General features: G+C 64.9%; 16 protein-coding genes. 9 read left to right on the forward strand and 7 right to left on the reverse strand.

Features of this window, described 5'->3' with window-relative positions; genetic code table 11:
* Nucleotides 1-4: 4 nt before the first annotated feature.
* The 3 genes from pbpC to NCS02_RS08390 all read left to right on the forward strand — a co-directional run bounded on the left by pbpC (nt 5) and on the right by NCS02_RS08390 (nt 3,624).
* Nucleotides 5-2,218, forward strand: a complete 2,214-nt coding sequence (gene pbpC / locus NCS02_RS08380; protein ID WP_250519555.1) for a penicillin-binding protein 1C — start codon at nt 5-7, stop codon at nt 2,216-2,218.
* Nucleotides 2,219-2,424: 206 nt separating this feature from the next.
* On the forward strand, nt 2,425-3,009 hold the full coding sequence (locus tag NCS02_RS08385; protein WP_250519556.1) for a ComEA family DNA-binding protein: 585 nt from the start codon (nt 2,425-2,427) through the stop codon (nt 3,007-3,009).
* A 153-nt stretch (nt 3,010-3,162) separates the two neighbouring features.
* The gene (locus NCS02_RS08390) at nt 3,163-3,624 is read left to right on the forward strand and encodes a YidB family protein (protein ID WP_008349311.1); all 462 of its coding nucleotides are present in this window, start codon (nt 3,163-3,165) and stop codon (nt 3,622-3,624) included.
* Nucleotides 3,625-3,687: 63 nt separating this feature from the next.
* Here the strand turns inward: NCS02_RS08390 and NCS02_RS08395 are convergent, their stop codons facing one another.
* The 4 genes from NCS02_RS08395 to NCS02_RS08410 all read right to left on the reverse strand — a co-directional run bounded on the left by NCS02_RS08395 (nt 3,688) and on the right by NCS02_RS08410 (nt 8,833).
* On the reverse strand, nt 3,688-5,034 hold the full coding sequence (locus tag NCS02_RS08395) for a HipA domain-containing protein (protein ID WP_008349309.1): 1,347 nt from the start codon (nt 5,032-5,034) through the stop codon (nt 3,688-3,690).
* Complete coding sequence (locus NCS02_RS08400; protein WP_008349308.1) at nt 5,024-5,341, reverse strand: helix-turn-helix domain-containing protein; 318 nt, start codon at nt 5,339-5,341, stop codon at nt 5,024-5,026. Before NCS02_RS08400 ends, NCS02_RS08395 begins: the two co-directional genes overlap by 11 nt.
* Before the next feature lie 210 nt (nt 5,342-5,551).
* Nucleotides 5,552-8,149 carry an ATP-dependent chaperone ClpB gene (clpB, locus tag NCS02_RS08405; protein WP_008349306.1) on the reverse strand — a complete coding sequence of 866 codons (2,598 nt, stop codon included), beginning with the start codon at nt 8,147-8,149 and terminating at the stop codon, nt 5,552-5,554.
* Nucleotides 8,150-8,323: 174 nt separating this feature from the next.
* Entirely contained in the window at nt 8,324-8,833 is a 510-nt protein-coding gene (locus NCS02_RS08410) for an Rrf2 family transcriptional regulator (RefSeq protein WP_008349304.1), read from the reverse strand.
* A gap of 290 nt (nt 8,834-9,123) precedes the next feature.
* On the opposite strand from NCS02_RS08410, the gene NCS02_RS08415 reads away from it, so the two are divergent.
* Nucleotides 9,124-9,669, forward strand: coding sequence for a group III truncated hemoglobin (locus tag NCS02_RS08415; protein WP_250434840.1), 546 nt, complete (start codon nt 9,124-9,126; stop codon nt 9,667-9,669).
* A gap of 6 nt (nt 9,670-9,675) precedes the next feature.
* On the opposite strand, the gene moaE is transcribed toward NCS02_RS08415, so the two are convergent.
* Genes moaE through NCS02_RS08430 form a run of 3 tightly spaced genes read right to left on the reverse strand, consistent with a single transcriptional unit; the run spans nt 9,676 to nt 11,633 of the window.
* The gene (moaE, locus tag NCS02_RS08420; RefSeq protein ID WP_008349299.1) at nt 9,676-10,140 is read right to left on the reverse strand and encodes a molybdopterin synthase catalytic subunit MoaE; all 465 of its coding nucleotides are present in this window, start codon (nt 10,138-10,140) and stop codon (nt 9,676-9,678) included.
* Nucleotide 10,141: 1 nt separating this feature from the next.
* Nucleotides 10,142-10,399: a molybdopterin converting factor subunit 1 gene (gene moaD, locus NCS02_RS08425; protein WP_175982277.1), complete on the reverse strand. Its 258-nt coding sequence runs from the start codon at nt 10,397-10,399 to the stop codon at nt 10,142-10,144.
* A 4-nt stretch (nt 10,400-10,403) separates the two neighbouring features.
* Nucleotides 10,404-11,633 (reverse strand): molybdopterin molybdotransferase MoeA, encoded by a 1,230-nt coding sequence (locus NCS02_RS08430; RefSeq protein WP_350029883.1) that lies wholly within the window; start codon nt 11,631-11,633, stop codon nt 10,404-10,406.
* A gap of 243 nt (nt 11,634-11,876) precedes the next feature.
* On the opposite strand from NCS02_RS08430, the gene NCS02_RS08435 reads away from it, so the two are divergent.
* From NCS02_RS08435 to NCS02_RS08455, 5 genes are all read left to right on the forward strand, one after another.
* A complete protein-coding gene (locus tag NCS02_RS08435) occupies nt 11,877-12,422 on the forward strand; it encodes an NUDIX hydrolase (RefSeq protein WP_008349294.1) in 546 nt (181 codons plus the stop codon).
* Nucleotides 12,423-12,470: 48 nt separating this feature from the next.
* Nucleotides 12,471-13,202 (forward strand): leucyl/phenylalanyl-tRNA--protein transferase, encoded by a 732-nt coding sequence (aat, locus tag NCS02_RS08440; protein ID WP_008349292.1) that lies wholly within the window; start codon nt 12,471-12,473, stop codon nt 13,200-13,202.
* Nucleotides 13,203-13,314: 112 nt separating this feature from the next.
* Nucleotides 13,315-14,142, forward strand: coding sequence for an arginyltransferase (locus NCS02_RS08445; protein ID WP_033536383.1), 828 nt, complete (start codon nt 13,315-13,317; stop codon nt 14,140-14,142).
* Between the two features lie 96 nt (nt 14,143-14,238).
* Entirely contained in the window at nt 14,239-15,261 is a 1,023-nt protein-coding gene (locus NCS02_RS08450; protein ID WP_250434843.1) for a quinone-dependent dihydroorotate dehydrogenase, read from the forward strand.
* Nucleotides 15,262-15,374: 113 nt separating this feature from the next.
* Nucleotides 15,375-16,175, forward strand: coding sequence for a cystine ABC transporter substrate-binding protein (locus tag NCS02_RS08455; RefSeq protein WP_008349288.1), 801 nt, complete (start codon nt 15,375-15,377; stop codon nt 16,173-16,175).
* Nucleotides 16,176-16,236 lie beyond the last annotated feature (61 nt).

Raw genomic sequence — 16,236 nt, forward strand, 5'->3', positions numbered from 1 at the left:
TCCGATGAAACGCGCCGCCTGCCTTCTGATCGCATGCGCGCTATCGATGCCGGCGCAGGCGCAGCCGGGCTTCGACGAAGTGCGCGCGAACTGGCGCAGCTCCGACTGGGTGCTGCTCTCGCGCGACGGCGAGCCGCTCGCGCGCACGCGCGTCGACAAGAGCGCGCGGCGCGGCGACTGGATCGCGTTGTCCGACGTGTCGCCCGCCTTGCGCGAAGCGATCGTCGTATCGGAGGACAGGCGTTTCTACGAGCACGCGGGCGTCGACTGGCGCGGCGCCGCGGCAGCCGCGTGGGGCAATTTGTGGAACACGCGTACGCGCGGTGCATCGACGGTGACGATGCAGCTCACCGGTCTCATCGACGATGACGGCAAGCGCGCCGGCCGCCGTTCGATCGGCGAAAAGGCCGGGCAGACAATCGGCGCGCTGTGGCTCGAACGCACCTGGCGCAAGGATCAGATTCTCGAGGCGTATCTGAATCTCGTGCCGTTTCGCGGCGAGATCGTCGGGTTGTCGGCGCTATCGCAGACGCTGTTCGGCAAGGCCCCTTCCGGTCTCGACGAACGCGAGTCGGCGCTCGCCGCCGCGCTGGTGCGCGCGCCGAACGCGCCCTTTGCGAAGGTCGCCGCGCGCGCGTGCGTGATTCTGCGCGACATGCAGACGCTGCACGGCGTCGCGCAGAGCGTCGATCCGTGCATCAATCTCGACAGCTACGTGCAGCTCACGTTGACCCGCACCGCGTCCGCGCCCGCCTTCGCTCAGGGCGACGACGCACTCGCGCCGCATCTCGCGCGACGCATCGCGGGCGAAGTGCATCCGAAGGCCGGCGCGCGCGTGCGCTCCACGCTCGACGCGCGCCTGCAACGCTTCGCCCGCGATACGCTCGCCCGCACGCTCGCCGAACTGAACGCGCGCGCGCATCCGCGCAATGTGCACGACGCGGCGGCCATCGTCATCGACAATCGTTCGGGCGACGTGCTCGCGTGGGTCGGCTCGGCGGGCGGCCTGTCGAACGCGCCGGAAGTCGACGCCGTACTCGCGGCACGTCAGGCCGGCTCGACGCTCAAGCCCTTTCTGTATGCGCAGGCGATCGACGAAAAGCGCGTCACCGCCGCCACGCTGCTCGACGACGCGCCGCTCGATCTCGCGACCGGCGGCGGCCTCTACATTCCGCAAAACTACGATCACGACTTCAAGGGCTGGGTAAGCGTGCGAACCGCGCTCGGCTCGTCGCTCAACGTGCCGGCGGTGCGTACGCTCGTGATGGTCACGCCGCATCGCTTCGCGAAGACGCTCGTCGCGCTCGGGCTGCCTTTGTCGCAAGCAGGCGATTACTATGGCTTTTCCCTCGCGCTCGGCAGCGCGGACGTGACGCTGGCGACGCTCGCCAACGCGTATCGCACGTTCGCGAACGGCGGCGTCGCACAGCCCTTCTTCGATCTCGCGGACCATCGGCCGGCGCAGGCGGGCACGCGCGTCTTCAGCCCGGAAGCGAGCTTCATCGTCACCGACATCCTCGCGGACAACAACGCACGCACGCGCACGTTCGGCTTCGACAGCGTGCTCGCCACGCGCACCTTCAGCGCCGTGAAAACCGGCACCAGCAAGGACATGCGCGACAACTGGGCGATCGGTTTCACATCGCGCTACACCGTGGGCGTCTGGGTCGGCAATGCCGACGGCGCGCCGATGTGGGACGTTTCGGGCGTGACGGGCGCGGCGCCGGCGTGGAACGCGATCGTCAACTATCTGAACCGGCGATCGGATAGCCGCGCGCCGCAAGCGCCATCGGGCGTCGTGACGACGCGCGTCACGTATCAGAACGACATCGAACCGGCGCGCAGCGAGTGGTTCGTGCGCGGCACGCAGATGAGCGCCATCGGCCTCACGGCGAACGCGGCGCAGGCGGCACGCGGCGCGAACGCCGACGCGCGGGCCGCACGCATCGGCGCACCGACGGACGGCACGATCTTCGCGCTCGACCCTGACATTCCGCCGGCGCGTCAGCGCGTGTGGTTCACCCGCGTGGACGGCAGCGCGCGCCTCGCGTGGCGGCTCGACGGCAAACCCTACGGTCACGACGCCCGAGCGGCATGGCTGCCGTGGCCGGGCCGACATGTGCTCGAACTGGTCGATGCAAAAGGCGAAGTCGTCGATAAAGTCGGCTTCGAGGTCCGCGGCGCTTTCGCGAAGACGTCCGCGCGCACATCGAAGTGATGCGCGCACGCCCGCTAAAACAGCGACGTCATCCGTGCAGCGTTTTGCAACGTTAAAGATTGTGCGCGGGCGCGGTGCGCGCGGCGGGGTCGTGCACAATGCGGGCGCCATCGTTCGGGACGGTTTTTTGCCCTATCCTTAACGGCATCTTCCCGATTGGCCCGAACTTATCGATTCATCCTTTCTCTCAAGCCTGGAGTGCCGTCATGCTGAAAAAGCTGCTGATGCTGTGCTTTGCGTTCGTGCTGTCGATGGGAGCGGCGTTCGCCGCGGTCGATGTCAATACCGCCGATCAAGCCGCGCTGGAATCGGTGAAGGGTCTGGGGCCGGTGAAGTCGAAGGCGATCATCGACGAGCGCACGAAGAACGGCCCCTTCAAGGACGCCGACGATCTCGCGACTCGCGTCAAGGGTCTCGGCGCCAAATCCGTGACGAATCTGGAACAGAATGGGCTGACGATCGGCGGCTCGTCGCTGCCGCCGACAGGCAAACCGTCGAAGCCCGCGACGCCGTCGACGCAAGGCGGCAGCGCCGCGCCGAACTCGACGGTCAAGTCGTCGACCGCGGCCACCGGCGCGACCTCGCCCGCAGCCACGACGGCGCAGACGCCGGCCACGACGCCTGCCACGCCCGCATCGGGAACGAAGGCGTCGAAAAAATCGAAAAAGGACAGCGCAGCGTCGGCAGCAGCGAGTGCGTCGAGCCCTTCCGCCGCGAGCGAAGCGAAGCCCGCAAAATCGAAACGCAGCAAGAAAGATAAGGCCGCCAGCGACGCGGCTGCCAGTCAGTGATTCTTCGGGGAACCTTGTCGAAGGAAACTTGCCTTCGTATCACCATCGTCGAACGGCCGCTCGCGGCCGATGCCCGCGCCGCCGCGACCGGTTCCGAGCCGAATGCGGCGGCACAGGCGAACCCACCCCGCAACCTCTCGTAGTGAGACCGTCATGAGCCTACTCGATATCCTCGCCTCCACCCTCGGCAATTCGTCGCAACAACCGGGCGGCCAACCGGCTCAGTCCGGCCAGGCCGCGCTGATCGCAGCGGCGCTCGCTTTCGTCAACAGCCAGCCCGGCGGCCTCATGGGCCTGATCCAGCGCTTCCAGCAACACGGCGCGGGCGACGTGGTCCAGTCGTGGATCGGCACGGGCGAGAACAAGCCCATCAGCCCCGACACGCTCACGAACGTGCTCGGGCAGGACAACGTCGGCGCGCTCGCGCAGAAAGCAGGCGTCTCGGGCGACCAACTGTCCGGCATGCTCGCGGCGGTGCTGCCGCATATCGTCGATCGCGCAACGCCGAACGGTGAGGTGCCGCCCGAAGGCCAGCTCGATCTGACCGGCGTTCTGGGCTCGCTTGGCGGCCTCGCAGGTCTTTTTGGCAAGAGCGAAGAGCCCAAGCAAGGCTGAACGCGCTTTCACGCATTGAATCGAAAGCCCCGCCGGCGTTGAACCGAGCGGGGCTTTTGTGTTTCAGGCGGCTGCAAGCTTGCGTGTCATGTCCTCGATGATCGTGTAGCGGATCACACGCAGACACATCAGCTCGCCGCCGAGCGTCGCAGCCAGTCCCGGCCGCTCGGCGAGCAACGCCGCGTTTTTCTCTTCGACGCGCGCGTACAGATCGGCGGCCGCGCGCACGATCGAACCTGCGAGCGCATCCAGCAGCCGTTCGGCCGTCGTCCTGGCGATACCGAGCACTTCGCCCGCCCGCAGCATCAACGCGCGATCGAAGTCGTCGTAGTAGCGCGCGCCGAGGATGTCCCACGCGAACGATGCCCGCTTCGGCCATGCGTCCTTTTGATACGACGGCGTCGCGTATGCGGCTACGCTCAGCAGGTCGTAGAACGGCGCAAGCTGAATACCTTGGCGCGAGACGAGGAAACTCAGGTTTTTCAGATGCGCGTCCGAATTGCCCACCAGCACATTGAACACGAGCCACGAAAAGAGCCGCGTGCGTGCGGACGCCTGATTCCGGCAACGCGCGGCCAGTGTCGCGAGTTGCTCGACGCTGCCCTGCTCGTACTTGAACGTACGCGCGAGGTCGAGCAACTGGCAAGCGTCGATGCTATGCAGCCGGCGCCATTGTCCCGCCCGCGACTCGCGGTCGAAGCGATCCACGAGATACACGGGAGAAGGCACGTAGCGCCGATGCACGCCCGGAACGCCGAGGCGCAGCTTGTCGGCGAGCTTCATCACGAACCATTCGTTGATGACCGAGTGCGGATAGTCATCGGTGTCCTGATGATTCGGCTTGAGGATATGCGTCGACGGTGTGCGGCCTGCCGGCTCGAACAACGCGTCGTCGCGCAACACCACCGCCAGCTTGTGCTGCGCGCCGGCGAGCGACATGCGTTTGAGTGCGTCGTGCGTGAGCGGCAGGCGGGGCAACGCGTCGATCCGCGCCTGCAACGCTTCGTCGGGCAGCAAGCGCTCGGCGGGCGGTTGCTCGTCGCTTGCACCGGGTGGACGCAGCGTCACCGAACCCGCCGATTCGGCACCGTAGTGCGCGAGCAGCGCGAAGGCATCGGCTTCGTTGCGAATGGCCGCGTCGCGCGCGAGCAGCGTGCGTTGGCCTTCTTCCGGAAGGAGGTTGTCGAAGTACCACTGCACCGAGCGGCGCGTGCTGCCGTCGCGCAACGCGTTCGGTTGCAGCGGCAGCGCCGGACTCAGCGGATAACCGTCCACGCTGTCGCGCCACGCCGGCAGATAGGAGAAAGACCAGATGTCGTCGTCGGCGTTGAGCACGCCCACTTCGACGTCGTTGATGCTCGCGATCAGATTGCGGCGGCCTTCGAGCGTCGCGATGGTCTCAGGACTCATCCGCGTCCTCTCGTGCGCGACGACGTTTCTCGGCGCGCTCGACGCGGACGTAACGCTTGACCGCCTCTCCCGCGAAAAGCTCACCCGCTTCGTCCGGGATATCGACCGTCACGCGCACGCCCAAGCCTTCGAGCACTTGGAACAGCTTGCCCCAATGCACGCTCTCAGCGCCCTTCTCGACCTTGCCGAGAAAGCTCTCGCTGACGCCGATGCTGCCGGCCGCATCGTCCTGGCGAAGCCGTTGCGCTTTGCGCGCCGCACGCACTGCGACGCCGATTTCGCTCGCCGTTCGAATATCGATTTCCATGATTTGAATCCGTGCGATCGCAGGGATAAAACCGAATCATTGTATGAGATCACGATAATCCATGCAATCGAATGGATTTTCATTCATCGCACGTGCTCCGCGCGGGAATCCGTGCGATCGCACAGATTATAGAAACAAAAAAGGCAACGAATCGCTCCGTTGCCTTTTTCGCCCGACGGCCGCCGCGCTACCGCGACGACCGAACCGCCCTCAATGCACCACGCGATCGAACACGAACTGGCCTTCCCGCACATCGACGGGAATGACGTCCTTCGGCCCGAACCGGCCCGCGAGAATCAGCTTGGCGACCGGATTCTCGATCTCCTGCTGGATCGCGCGCTTCAGCGGACGCGCGCCGAACAGCGGGTCGTACCCGACCTTGCCGATCTGCGCGAGCGCCGCATCCGAGACGTCGAGGTCCATATCGAGCTTGGCGAGCCGCTCGTGCAGACGCGCCAGCTGAATCTTCGCGATGGACTCGATGTTCGTGCGATCGAGCGCATGGAACACGACGACATCGTCGATACGGTTCAGGAATTCCGGCCGGAAGTGCAGCTTCACTTCTTCCCATACGGCGTCCTTCACCCTTTCCTGCGGCTCGCCGACCATGCCCTGAATGACCTGCGAGCCGAGGTTCGACGTCATCACGATCACCGTGTTCTTGAAGTCCACGGTGCGGCCTTGACCGTCCGTCATGCGCCCGTCGTCGAGCACTTGCAGCAGCACGTTGAACACGTCCGGATGCGCCTTCTCGATTTCATCGAGCAGAATCACGCTGTACGGCTTGCGGCGCACGGCCTCGGTCAAATAGCCGCCTTCCTCATAACCGACGTATCCCGGCGGCGCGCCGATCAGACGCGCGACGCTGTGCTTCTCCATGAACTCGCTCATGTCGATGCGGATCAGATGATCTTCCGAGTCGAACAGGAACGCCGCGAGCGCCTTGCACAGTTCCGTCTTGCCGACGCCCGTCGGCCCGAGGAACAGGAACGAGCCATACGGACGATTCGGATCCGACAGACCCGCACGCGAGCGGCGAATCGCGTCCGCGACGGCGCCGATCGCTTCGTCCTGGCCGATCACGCGCTCATGCAGCTTCGCTTCGATCTGCAGCAGCTTCTCGCGCTCGCCCTGCATCATCCGCGAAACGGGAATGCCGGTGGAACGCGACACGACTTCCGCGATTTCCTCGGCGCCGACCTGCGTGCGCAGAAGACGCGGACGCGTCGGGTTGTTCTGCTCCTGCGATTCGGCCTGCGTCACCTGCTTCAGACGCGCTTCGAGTTCCGGCAGCTTGCCGTACTGCAACTCGGCGACCTTCTCCAGCTTGCCTTCGCGCTGCAGACGCGTGATATCCGCGCGCACTTTCTCGATTTCTTCCTTCAGTTGCGCGCTGCCCTGCACCGCCGCTTTCTCGGCAGTCCAGATTTCCTCGAGATCGGAATACTCGCGATTGAGCCGGTCGATTTCCTCTTCGATGAGTTGCAGACGCTTCTGCGACGCCTCGTCCTTCTCCTTCTTCACGGCCTCGCGCTCGATTTTCAGCTGAATGAGACGACGATCCAGCTTGTCCATCTCTTCGGGCTTCGAATCGATTTCCATCTTGATGCGCGACGCGGCTTCGTCGATCAGATCGATGGCCTTGTCGGGCAAAAAGCGGTCCGTGATATAGCGATGCGACAACTCCGCCGCCGCGACGATAGCCGGATCGGTGATCTCGACGCCGTGATGCAGTTCGTACTTTTCCTGCAAGCCGCGCAGAATCGCGATGGTCGCCTCGACCGACGGTTCATCGACGAGCACTTTCTGGAAACGCCGCTCGAGCGCCGCGTCCTTTTCGATGTACTTGCGGTATTCGTCGAGCGTCGTCGCGCCGATGCAATGCAGCTCGCCGCGCGAGAGCGCCGGCTTGAGCATGTTGCCGGCGTCCATCGCGCCTTCGGCCTTGCCCGCGCCGACCATCGTGTGAATCTCGTCGATGAAGACGATGGTTTGCCCTTCGTCCTTCGCGATGTCGTGCAGCACGGCCTTCAGGCGCTCCTCGAACTCGCCGCGATACTTCGCGCCCGCGAGCAGCGCGGCCATGTCGAGCGAGAGCACGCGCTTGCCCTTGAGCGTTTCCGGCACTTCGCCATTGACGATGCGCTGCGCGAGTCCTTCGACGATCGCCGTCTTGCCGACGCCCGGCTCGCCGATCAGCACCGGATTGTTCTTCGTGCGGCGCTGGAGAATCTGGATCGAGCGGCGAATTTCATCGTCCCGGCCGATGACCGGATCGAGCTTGCCCGCGCGGGCGCGTTCGGTCAGATCGACGGTGTATTTCTTGAGCGCCTCGCGCTGGCTTTCCGCGTCCTGGCTATTGACCTGCGCGCCGCCGCGCACGGCGTTGATCGCGGCTTCGAGCGCACGGCGCGTCAGGCCGTGCTGCTTCGCGAGACGGCCGGCTTCGCCACGGTCGTCCGCGACGGCGATCAGGAACATCTCGCTCGCGATGTACGTGTCGTTGAGCTTCTGCGCTTCCTTGTCGGCGGCGTTGAGCAGGCCCGCGAGTTCGCGGCTGACTTGAACATTGCCGTCGGTGCCCTGGACTTGCGGCAGACGGTTGATCGCTTCGTTGAGCGCCGTTTGCAGCGCCTGAACCTGCACGCCCGCGTGCGACAGCAGCGAGCGCGCGGAGCCGTCCTGCTGCGCGATGAGCGCGGCCAGCAAATGCACCGGTTCGATGTACTGGTTGTCGCGCCCGACCGCGAGGCTCTGCGCGTCGGACAGCGCTTCCTGAAATTTGGTGGTGAGTTTGTCGATTCTCATTTTTTAAAAGCTCCGATTCTGAATACGACCAAAATGAGGCGCTTTTTGTCACTTTCAAGCATCGTTTGGGCCGGAAAGTGCTCTTTTTGCTCTTCGACAATGGCGGCAGCCAACCGCCCAGGCTCTGAATTGACCTACGGCGTCCGGGTTTCGTTCAACGCGTGCCGGCTGGAATCACGAAGGCGCGCGAAGCGCCCCGGGCGCACCCACCGCAATCGGCGCGATGCTGACGATGCCGAGCAGAGCCGCCAGATCGTTCGCGGGTTGAGCGAGCTCGCCGACCGTGTGCTTGTCGAGTTCGGCGAGAAAGGCGTCGCGCGCGGTTGCCAGCACGCCGCGCAACCGGCAGGCCGGCTGAATGACGCAGCGCGCGTGCGACGAGGCTTGCCGATCCGCCGGCTGATTCACGAGGCAGCCCACGAGCGCGAAATCGCTTTCGGTTCTGCGCACGATGTCGCCGATCGTGAGGTCGTTCGTCCGCGATGAAAGTCTCAGTCCGCCGTTGCGGCCGCGCACGGTCTCGACCCACCCGAGTTCGCCAAGCTGCTGGACGATTTTCATCAGATGGTTCTTCGAAATGCCATATGCATCCGAGATTTCCTGAATCGTCGAAAGGCCGGAAGGTCGAACCGAGAGATAGAGCAGGACGCGCAGCGAATAATCGGTGTAATCGGTGAGTCGCATGATCTCGCGCGGAGAAAGTGGATGCAAAAGCGCCTCGGGATTTCGACGAAACGCGCGTATCGTCAAGGAGTCCGCGTCAAGACGAGGGACGATGACACGAGCGGACGTGGCTGACTTACCATCGGCGCACCGCTCGCCCGCGTCGTACCAAAATGCACGGAATCCGTACAAGCGTGCTTTTCGTACGGCTTGAGACGCGCGTCGACGAATCGGCCGCATGGATGCGCCATTTTGCGGCATCTTTACATTCTTCGCCGGAAAATATCTGATCCGCCTTCACTGTTTCAAAGATGACGAACACCGAACACCTTTCCGCCGATGCCCCGCGCGAACGCGCACCCAGCGAAGCCAATGTCCGCGCGCTGGTCGAAGCCTTCTATCGGCGCGTCGATGACGATGCGCTCCTCGGGCCGATCTTTTCGCGCGCGCTCGCCGGCCGTTGGGACGAGCATCTCGCCAAAATGACCACCTTCTGGTCGAGTCTCGTGCTCGGATCGAAGCAATATCGCGGCAACGTGCAGGAAGCGCATCGCCCGATCGACGATATCGAGCCGCAACACTTCGCGCGCTGGCTGTCGCTGTTTCTCAACACGGTCGAGTCGCGCTATGAGCCGGCCGCGGCCGTGCAGTTCATGGAACCCGCGCTGCGCATCGCGCAGAGCTTGCAGTTGAGCAAGTTCGGCTGGGACTACGAGATTCCCGTCGAGCAGCAGGAACTCCTCGCGGCGCTGAAGCGGCAGCGCACGGGCGGCGCGCCCGAGCCGCGCTTCCCCGAGCGTCCCGACGCCGCGCCGTTTCCCGCGAAGTTCATCGGCAAATCGGCCGACGAAAAATGACGCCGGTCAGGTCTGCCAGCGCGCGAGCGCCGTATCGTCGGACTCGCGCGCGTCGACCCAGCGTTCGCCCGCTTCGGTCTTCTCCTTCTTCCAGAACGGCGCCTGCGTCTTGAGATAGTCCATCACGAAGGCGCAGGATTCGAACGCCTCCGCGCGATGCATCGCCGTCGTCGCGACGAGCACGATCTGATCGAGCGGCTTGAGTTTGCCCACGCGATGCACGATCAGCACGTCCGAGCCGCGCCAGCGCTCGCGCGCCTGATCGGCGATCGTTTCGAGCGATTTTTCGGTCATGCCGGGGTAATGCTCGAGTTCCATCGTCTCGACGGCGCTGCCTTCGTTCAGATCGCGCACCGTGCCGACGAAACACGCGACCGCGCCCACTTTCGGATTGTCGGCGCGCAACGCGGCCACTTCCGCGCTGATGTCGAAATCGGCTTCCTGCACGCGGATTTTCGAACGCGTGTTCATCTCAGCCACCCGTCACAGGCGGAAAGAACGCCACTTCGCAACCCTCGGTGATGCGCTGTGACGAATTCGTCATCACGTGATTGCAGGCCATGCGCAATGCACGGCCTTCCGCGAGCGTCTCTTCCCACACGCCGCCGCGCATGCGCAGCCACGCGCGCACGTCGCCGACATTGACCACCGTGTCCGGCACGCTGACCGTCTCGTTCGCGACGCCCAGCGCCTCGCGCACGCTCGCAAAAAATCTCAAATCGATCTTCATTTCTCTACCGCGTCAGTTCTGAAAATGGGATGAAGCGCACGATCTCGCCCGCGCCGATCGCATGATTCGGCGGATTGTCGATGAGACCATCGCCCCAGACGGTCGATGTCAGCACGGCCGAGCTCTGATTCTCGAAGAGATCGAGGCCGCCCGACGCGTTCACGCGCGCGCGCAGGAATTCGTTGCGGCGATCGCCTTTTTTCTGGCTGAAGTCGGCGCGCATCGAATAGACGCGCGGCGCGACGTTCGTCACGCCCGCGAGCCGCAGCAGAAACGGCCGCACGAACAGCAGGAACGTGCAGAAACTCGAAACCGGATTGCCCGGCAAGCCGATGAAAAACGCCTCATCGCGAACCGCGCCGCCGCGCCGCACCGCGCCGAACGCGAGCGGCTTGCCCGGCTTCATCGCGATCTGCCACATCGAAATGCGTCCTTCGGCCTCGACCGCCGGCTTCACGTGATCTTCCTCGCCGACCGACACGCCGCCGCACGTCAGGATGAGATCGTGATCCGCCGCCGCGCGCCGCAAGGTTTCGCGCGTCGCATCGAGCCGGTCCGGCACGATGCCGAGATCCGTCACCTCGCAGCCGAGCTTCGCGAGCAGCGCGCGCAGCGTGAAGCGGTTCGAGTTGTAGATCGCGCCGGGTTCGAGCGGCTCGCCCGGCATGCGCAGTTCGTCGCCGGTGAAGAAGATCGCGACGCGCACGCGCCGCACGACCTCGAGCTGCGCACATCCGACCGACGCCGCGAGCCCGAGCGCCTGCGGCGTCAGGCGCGTGCCCGCGGGCAGGATCACCGAGCCGCGCCGGATATCCGCGCCTTGTTGCGTGATCCACTCGCCCGCCGTGGGCGCCTGCCCGAACGCGACGCGCCCGTCGTCCGACGCTTGGGCCATTTCCTGCATGACGACGGCATCCGCGCCGGGCGGCACCGTCGCGCCGGTGAAGATGCGCGCGGCCGTACCCGCCGCGAGCGGCTCGGCCGCGTGCCCCGCCGGGATGCGCTGCGACACCCGCAACGTGACCGGCGCGCCTTCGCTCGCGCCAGCGAGATCGGCGATGCGAACCGCGTAGCCATCCATCGAACTGGTGTGCATCGGCGGGACGTCGAGCGGCGAGGTCACGTCGGCGGCGAGCACGCGGTTCAGCGCATCGAGCGTGTCGACGCGCTCGCGGGCGTCGACCTGACGCGCGGCGTCGAGCAGACGGCCGAGCGCGTCGGCGGTGGCGAGCATCGGAGGACGGCTTGAAGCGGCTGGCGTGGATGACATGGCGTTCGGTTGGGACGCGCGCGGCGGCCTGATCGTGAAAGGGACATTGCAATTCCGGTCAACTATTGTAGCGAGAAGGCAGGCGTCGCACCTTCGCCCTCGGGCACGCCGGACATGCGCCGCGACCGATACCGCAATCCATTCGCGCGCCTCAAAGCCGCGGCGGTGCGGTGATACACTCGCAGCACACTTCCCACGTCCATTTCCATGAAATTCTGTTCCCTCTGCGGCCACGAGGTCGGTCTCGCCATTCCGCCCGGCGACAACCGCGAGCGCTTCGTCTGCAACAACTGCGGCACCGTTCACTATCAGAATCCGCGCAATGTCGTGGGCACCGTGCCGGTGTGGGACGACAAGGTGCTGCTGTGCCGTCGCGCGATCGAGCCGCGTTACGGCTACTGGACGCTGCCCGCGGGCTTCATGGAAATGCAGGAAACGACGAGCGAAGGCGCCGCGCGCGAGACGCTCGAGGAAGCGGGCGCGCGCGTGGAGATTCAGAGTCTCTTCACGCTGCTCAACGTGCCGCACGTGCATCAGGTGCATCTGTTCTATCTGGCGCGGCTGCTCGATATCGAAGTCGATCCCGGCGAAGAGAGTCTGGAAGTGAAGCTCTTCGAGGAAAGCGAGATTCCGTGGGACGAGATCGCCTTTCCGACGGTCGGACAGACGCTGCGATTCTTCTTCGCCGATCGCGCCGCCGGCAACTTCACGCTGCATACGGGCGACATCTTCCGCACGCTGCGCGACGGCTGATTCCGCCGCTGTCCGACGAATCTCACTGAACGCCGCCCTCCCGAGAACATGGTTCCCTGGCTCGCCGACGACGATCCCTTCCCGCCCGTCGAGCGCGCGCTCGGCGCGGCGAGCGGCGCGCCGGGCCTGCTCGCCGCGAGCGCCGATCTTCTGCCGTCGCGGCTCATCGATGCTTACGGGCGCGGCATCTTCCCGTGGTATTCCGACGGCCAGCCCGTGCTGTGGTGGAGTCCCGATCCGCGCATGGTGCTGTTTCCGGCCGAGTTCAAGGTGTCGGATTCGCTGCGCAAGACCTTGAAGCGCGTGGTGCGCGATCCGGTCTGGGAGATCCGCGTCGACGACGATTTTCCCGCCGTGATGCGCGCCTGCGCCGACACGCCACGCGACGGCCAGCGCGGAACGTGGATCACGTCGGATATCGTGGATGCCTACACGACCTTGCATCGCGCAGGCAACGCGCACAGCGTCGAGACGTGGTTCGACGGCGTGCGCGTGGGCGGACTCTACGGCGTGTCGTTCGGGCGCATGTTCTTCGGCGAGTCGATGTTCGCGCACAAGACCGACGCGTCGAAAATCGCGCTTGCGGCGCTCGTCGGACACTTGCGCCGCAATCAAATTGAGATGATAGACTGCCAGCAGAACACGTCGCATCTGGCGTCGCTGGGCGGCCGCGAGATCGCGCGCCGCGCGTTCGTCGCGCATCTGAGACGGGCGACGGCGGAACCGGCGATCGGCTGGCGCTTCGACAAATCCGTCCTTCTCGACGTGCTGGCACGCTAAACGCTACACGCGTGATGCCCGAGCGACACATGCAATGCAGCCGCCGCGCGCCTGAAAACGATCTCGCGCGCCGGCCGGCAACGACGAGACGACGCCTGCGAGAGCCGCCAACGTGACACATCCGAACGAGCTGCCGCTGTCACCGCTTTCCGCGCTGCAATTCTATGCAACAGCGCCCTACCCTTGCAGTTATCTGGAAGGGCGTGTTGCGCGCTCGCAGGTGGCCACGCCGAGCCATCTGATCAACTCCGACGTCTACACCGAACTCGTCAAGGCCGGCTTCCGGCGCTCGGGCGTCTTCACGTATCGACCGTATTGCGACGGCTGCCGCGCCTGCGTGCCGGTGCGCGTGCCGGTCGCGCGCTTCGTGCCGAACCGGGCGCAGCGGCGCGTCTGGAAGCTGCACGGCAATCTGATCGCGAGCGTCGCGCCGCTGCATTACGACGAAGAGCATTACGCGCTTTACATGCGCTATCAGTCGGCGCGTCACGCGGGCGGCGGCATGGACCGCGACAGCCGCGATCAGTACGAGCAGTTCCTGCTGCAAAGCCGGATCAATTCGCGGCTCGTCGAGTTTCGCGAACCCGCGCATCCGGGACATCCGGACGAGCCCGGCGAACTGCGCATGATCAGCATGATCGACATACTCGGCGACGGCTTGTCGTCCGTGTACACGTTCTTCGAACCCGATCTGCCGAAGACGAGCTACGGCACCTTCAACATCCTCTGGCAGATCGAGCAGGCAAAGAGTCTCGACTTGCCGCACGTCTACCTCGGCTACTGGATCCGCGAAAGCGAAAAAATGGCGTACAAGGCCAATTTCCGGCCGCTGGAAGGTCTGATCGACGGCCGCTGGACGCTGCTCGATCCCGCGAACACTCACTCCGCGGGCGCGCTGCCGATGCCCGGGCGCATCAACGGCCCGAGCCAGCCGAAATAGCCGCCGAAGTCCCTCCCGCGCGCCCGGACCGGCACGCCGTCCGAAACGGCTAAAATAGCGGTCTTAAAAAAATTCGCCGTCGCCGGCTTTCATTTCGTGTTCAGTTCCCTCTACCCGATCGCGCGTTCGCATCTCTTCAAGATGGATGCGGAAGACGCTCATCATCTGACGCTGCGCATGCTCGGCGCGGCTGGCCGCACCGGGCTCGCCGGCATGCTCGCCAAGCGCGGCCCCGATTCGCCCCGCACCGTCATGGGCATCACGTTCCGCAATCCGGTCGGACTCGCGGCGGGGCTCGACAAAGACGGCGCGTGCATCGACGGGCTCGCGGCGCTCGGCTTCGGCTTCATCGAAGTGGGCACCGTGACGCCGCGCGCGCAACCGGGCAATCCGCGCCCGCGCATCTTCCGGCTGCCCGAGGCGAACGCGCTCATCAACCGGATGGGCTTCAACAATCGCGGCGTCGATCAGTTCGTCGCGAACGTCAAGGCCGCGCATTATCGCGGCGTGCTGGGACTGAACATCGGCAAGAACGCTGATACGCCGATCGAACGCGCCGCCGAGGACTATCTGTATTGCCTCGAGCGCGTCTATCCGTTCGCGAGCTATGTGACGATCAACATTTCGTCGCCGAACACGAAGAATCTGCGGCAGCTCCAGGGCGCGGGCGAACTCGATTCGCTGCTCGGCGCGCTCAAGGAAAAGCAGGCGCGGCTGTCCGATCTGCATGGCAAGCTCGTGCCGCTCGCGCTGAAGATTGCACCCGATCTCGACGACGAGCAGATCAAGTCGATCGCGGGCACGTTGCTGGCTCACAAGATCGACGGCGTGATCGCGACCAACACCACGCTTTCCCGCACCGCCGTGACCGGCATGAAGCACGGCGACGAAGCGGGCGGCCTGTCCGGGCGTCCGGTCTTCGACGCGTCGAACGAGGTCATCCGCAAGCTGCACGCGGAGGTCGGGACCGACGTGCCGATCATCGGCGTAGGCGGAATTTTCTCGGGCGACGACGCGCGCGCGAAGCTCGCGGCGGGCGCGTCGCTGGTGCAGATTTATACAGGGCTGATCTATCGCGGTCCCGCGCTCGTGAAAGAGTGCGTCGAAGCGCTCGCGTGACGCCCCAATCCGGCATATAGACATAAGCAAACGATATTACGCAGCGATTGCGTTTTCACTATGATCGCCGCATCGAAAAAAGACGCTGTGCCCATCAAGAGGAAAACAACACGATGAAACTGTCCACGCTCAAGAAGCTCGTCGCCGCCAGCCTGATCGGCGCGGCATTCACGGCCGTCACGACCGCCGCCCACGCCGAAGATCTGCTCGATCAGGTCAAGCAGCGCGGCACGCTGCGCGTCGGTCTCGAAGGCACCTTCCCGCCGTTCAACTCGAAAGCGCCGAACGGTGAACTCGTCGGCTTCGACGTCGATATCGCCAAGGCCGTCGCCGCCAAGCTCGGCGTGAAGCCCGAGTTCGTCACGACCGAATGGAGCGGCATCATCGCGGGCCTGCAGGCGGGCAAGTTCGACGTGATCGTCAACCAGGTCGGCATCACCGATGCGCGCAAGCAGACGCTCGATTTCTCGCCCGCCTACACGTACTCGAACGCGCAACTGATCCAGCGCAGCGACGACAAGCGCGAGTTCAAGTCGCTCGAAGAACTGAAGGGCAAGAAGCTCGGCGTCGGCCTCGGCACGAACTATATGGACATGGCGAAGTCGGTGCCGGGCATCGACGTGAAGACGTATCCGGGCGCGCCCGAGTATCTGCGTGATCTCGCCGCCGGGCGTCTGGACGCCGCGCTCAACGACCGCCTGATGCTCGCGTACTTGCTGAAGAATTCGCAATTGCCGCTGCGCACCGGCGCGAATGTCGGCGCGGGCAATCCGTCCGGCATTCCGTTCAAGAAGGGCAATCCGAAGTTCGCCAAGGCGATCGACGACGCCATGACCCAGCTCGAAGCCGATGGCACGTTCTCGAAGATTTCGGACAAGTGGTTCGGCATCGACGTGACGAAGCCGGCGAAATAAGACGCGCCGTTTCCGGCGTCGCGAGGGCGGCATCGTAACGGTGCCGCCCTTCTCTTTTGCC

The organism is Caballeronia sp. NCF2 (genome assembly GCF_023631205.1).
Lineage (GTDB): Bacteria > Pseudomonadota > Gammaproteobacteria > Burkholderiales > Burkholderiaceae > Caballeronia > Caballeronia zhejiangensis.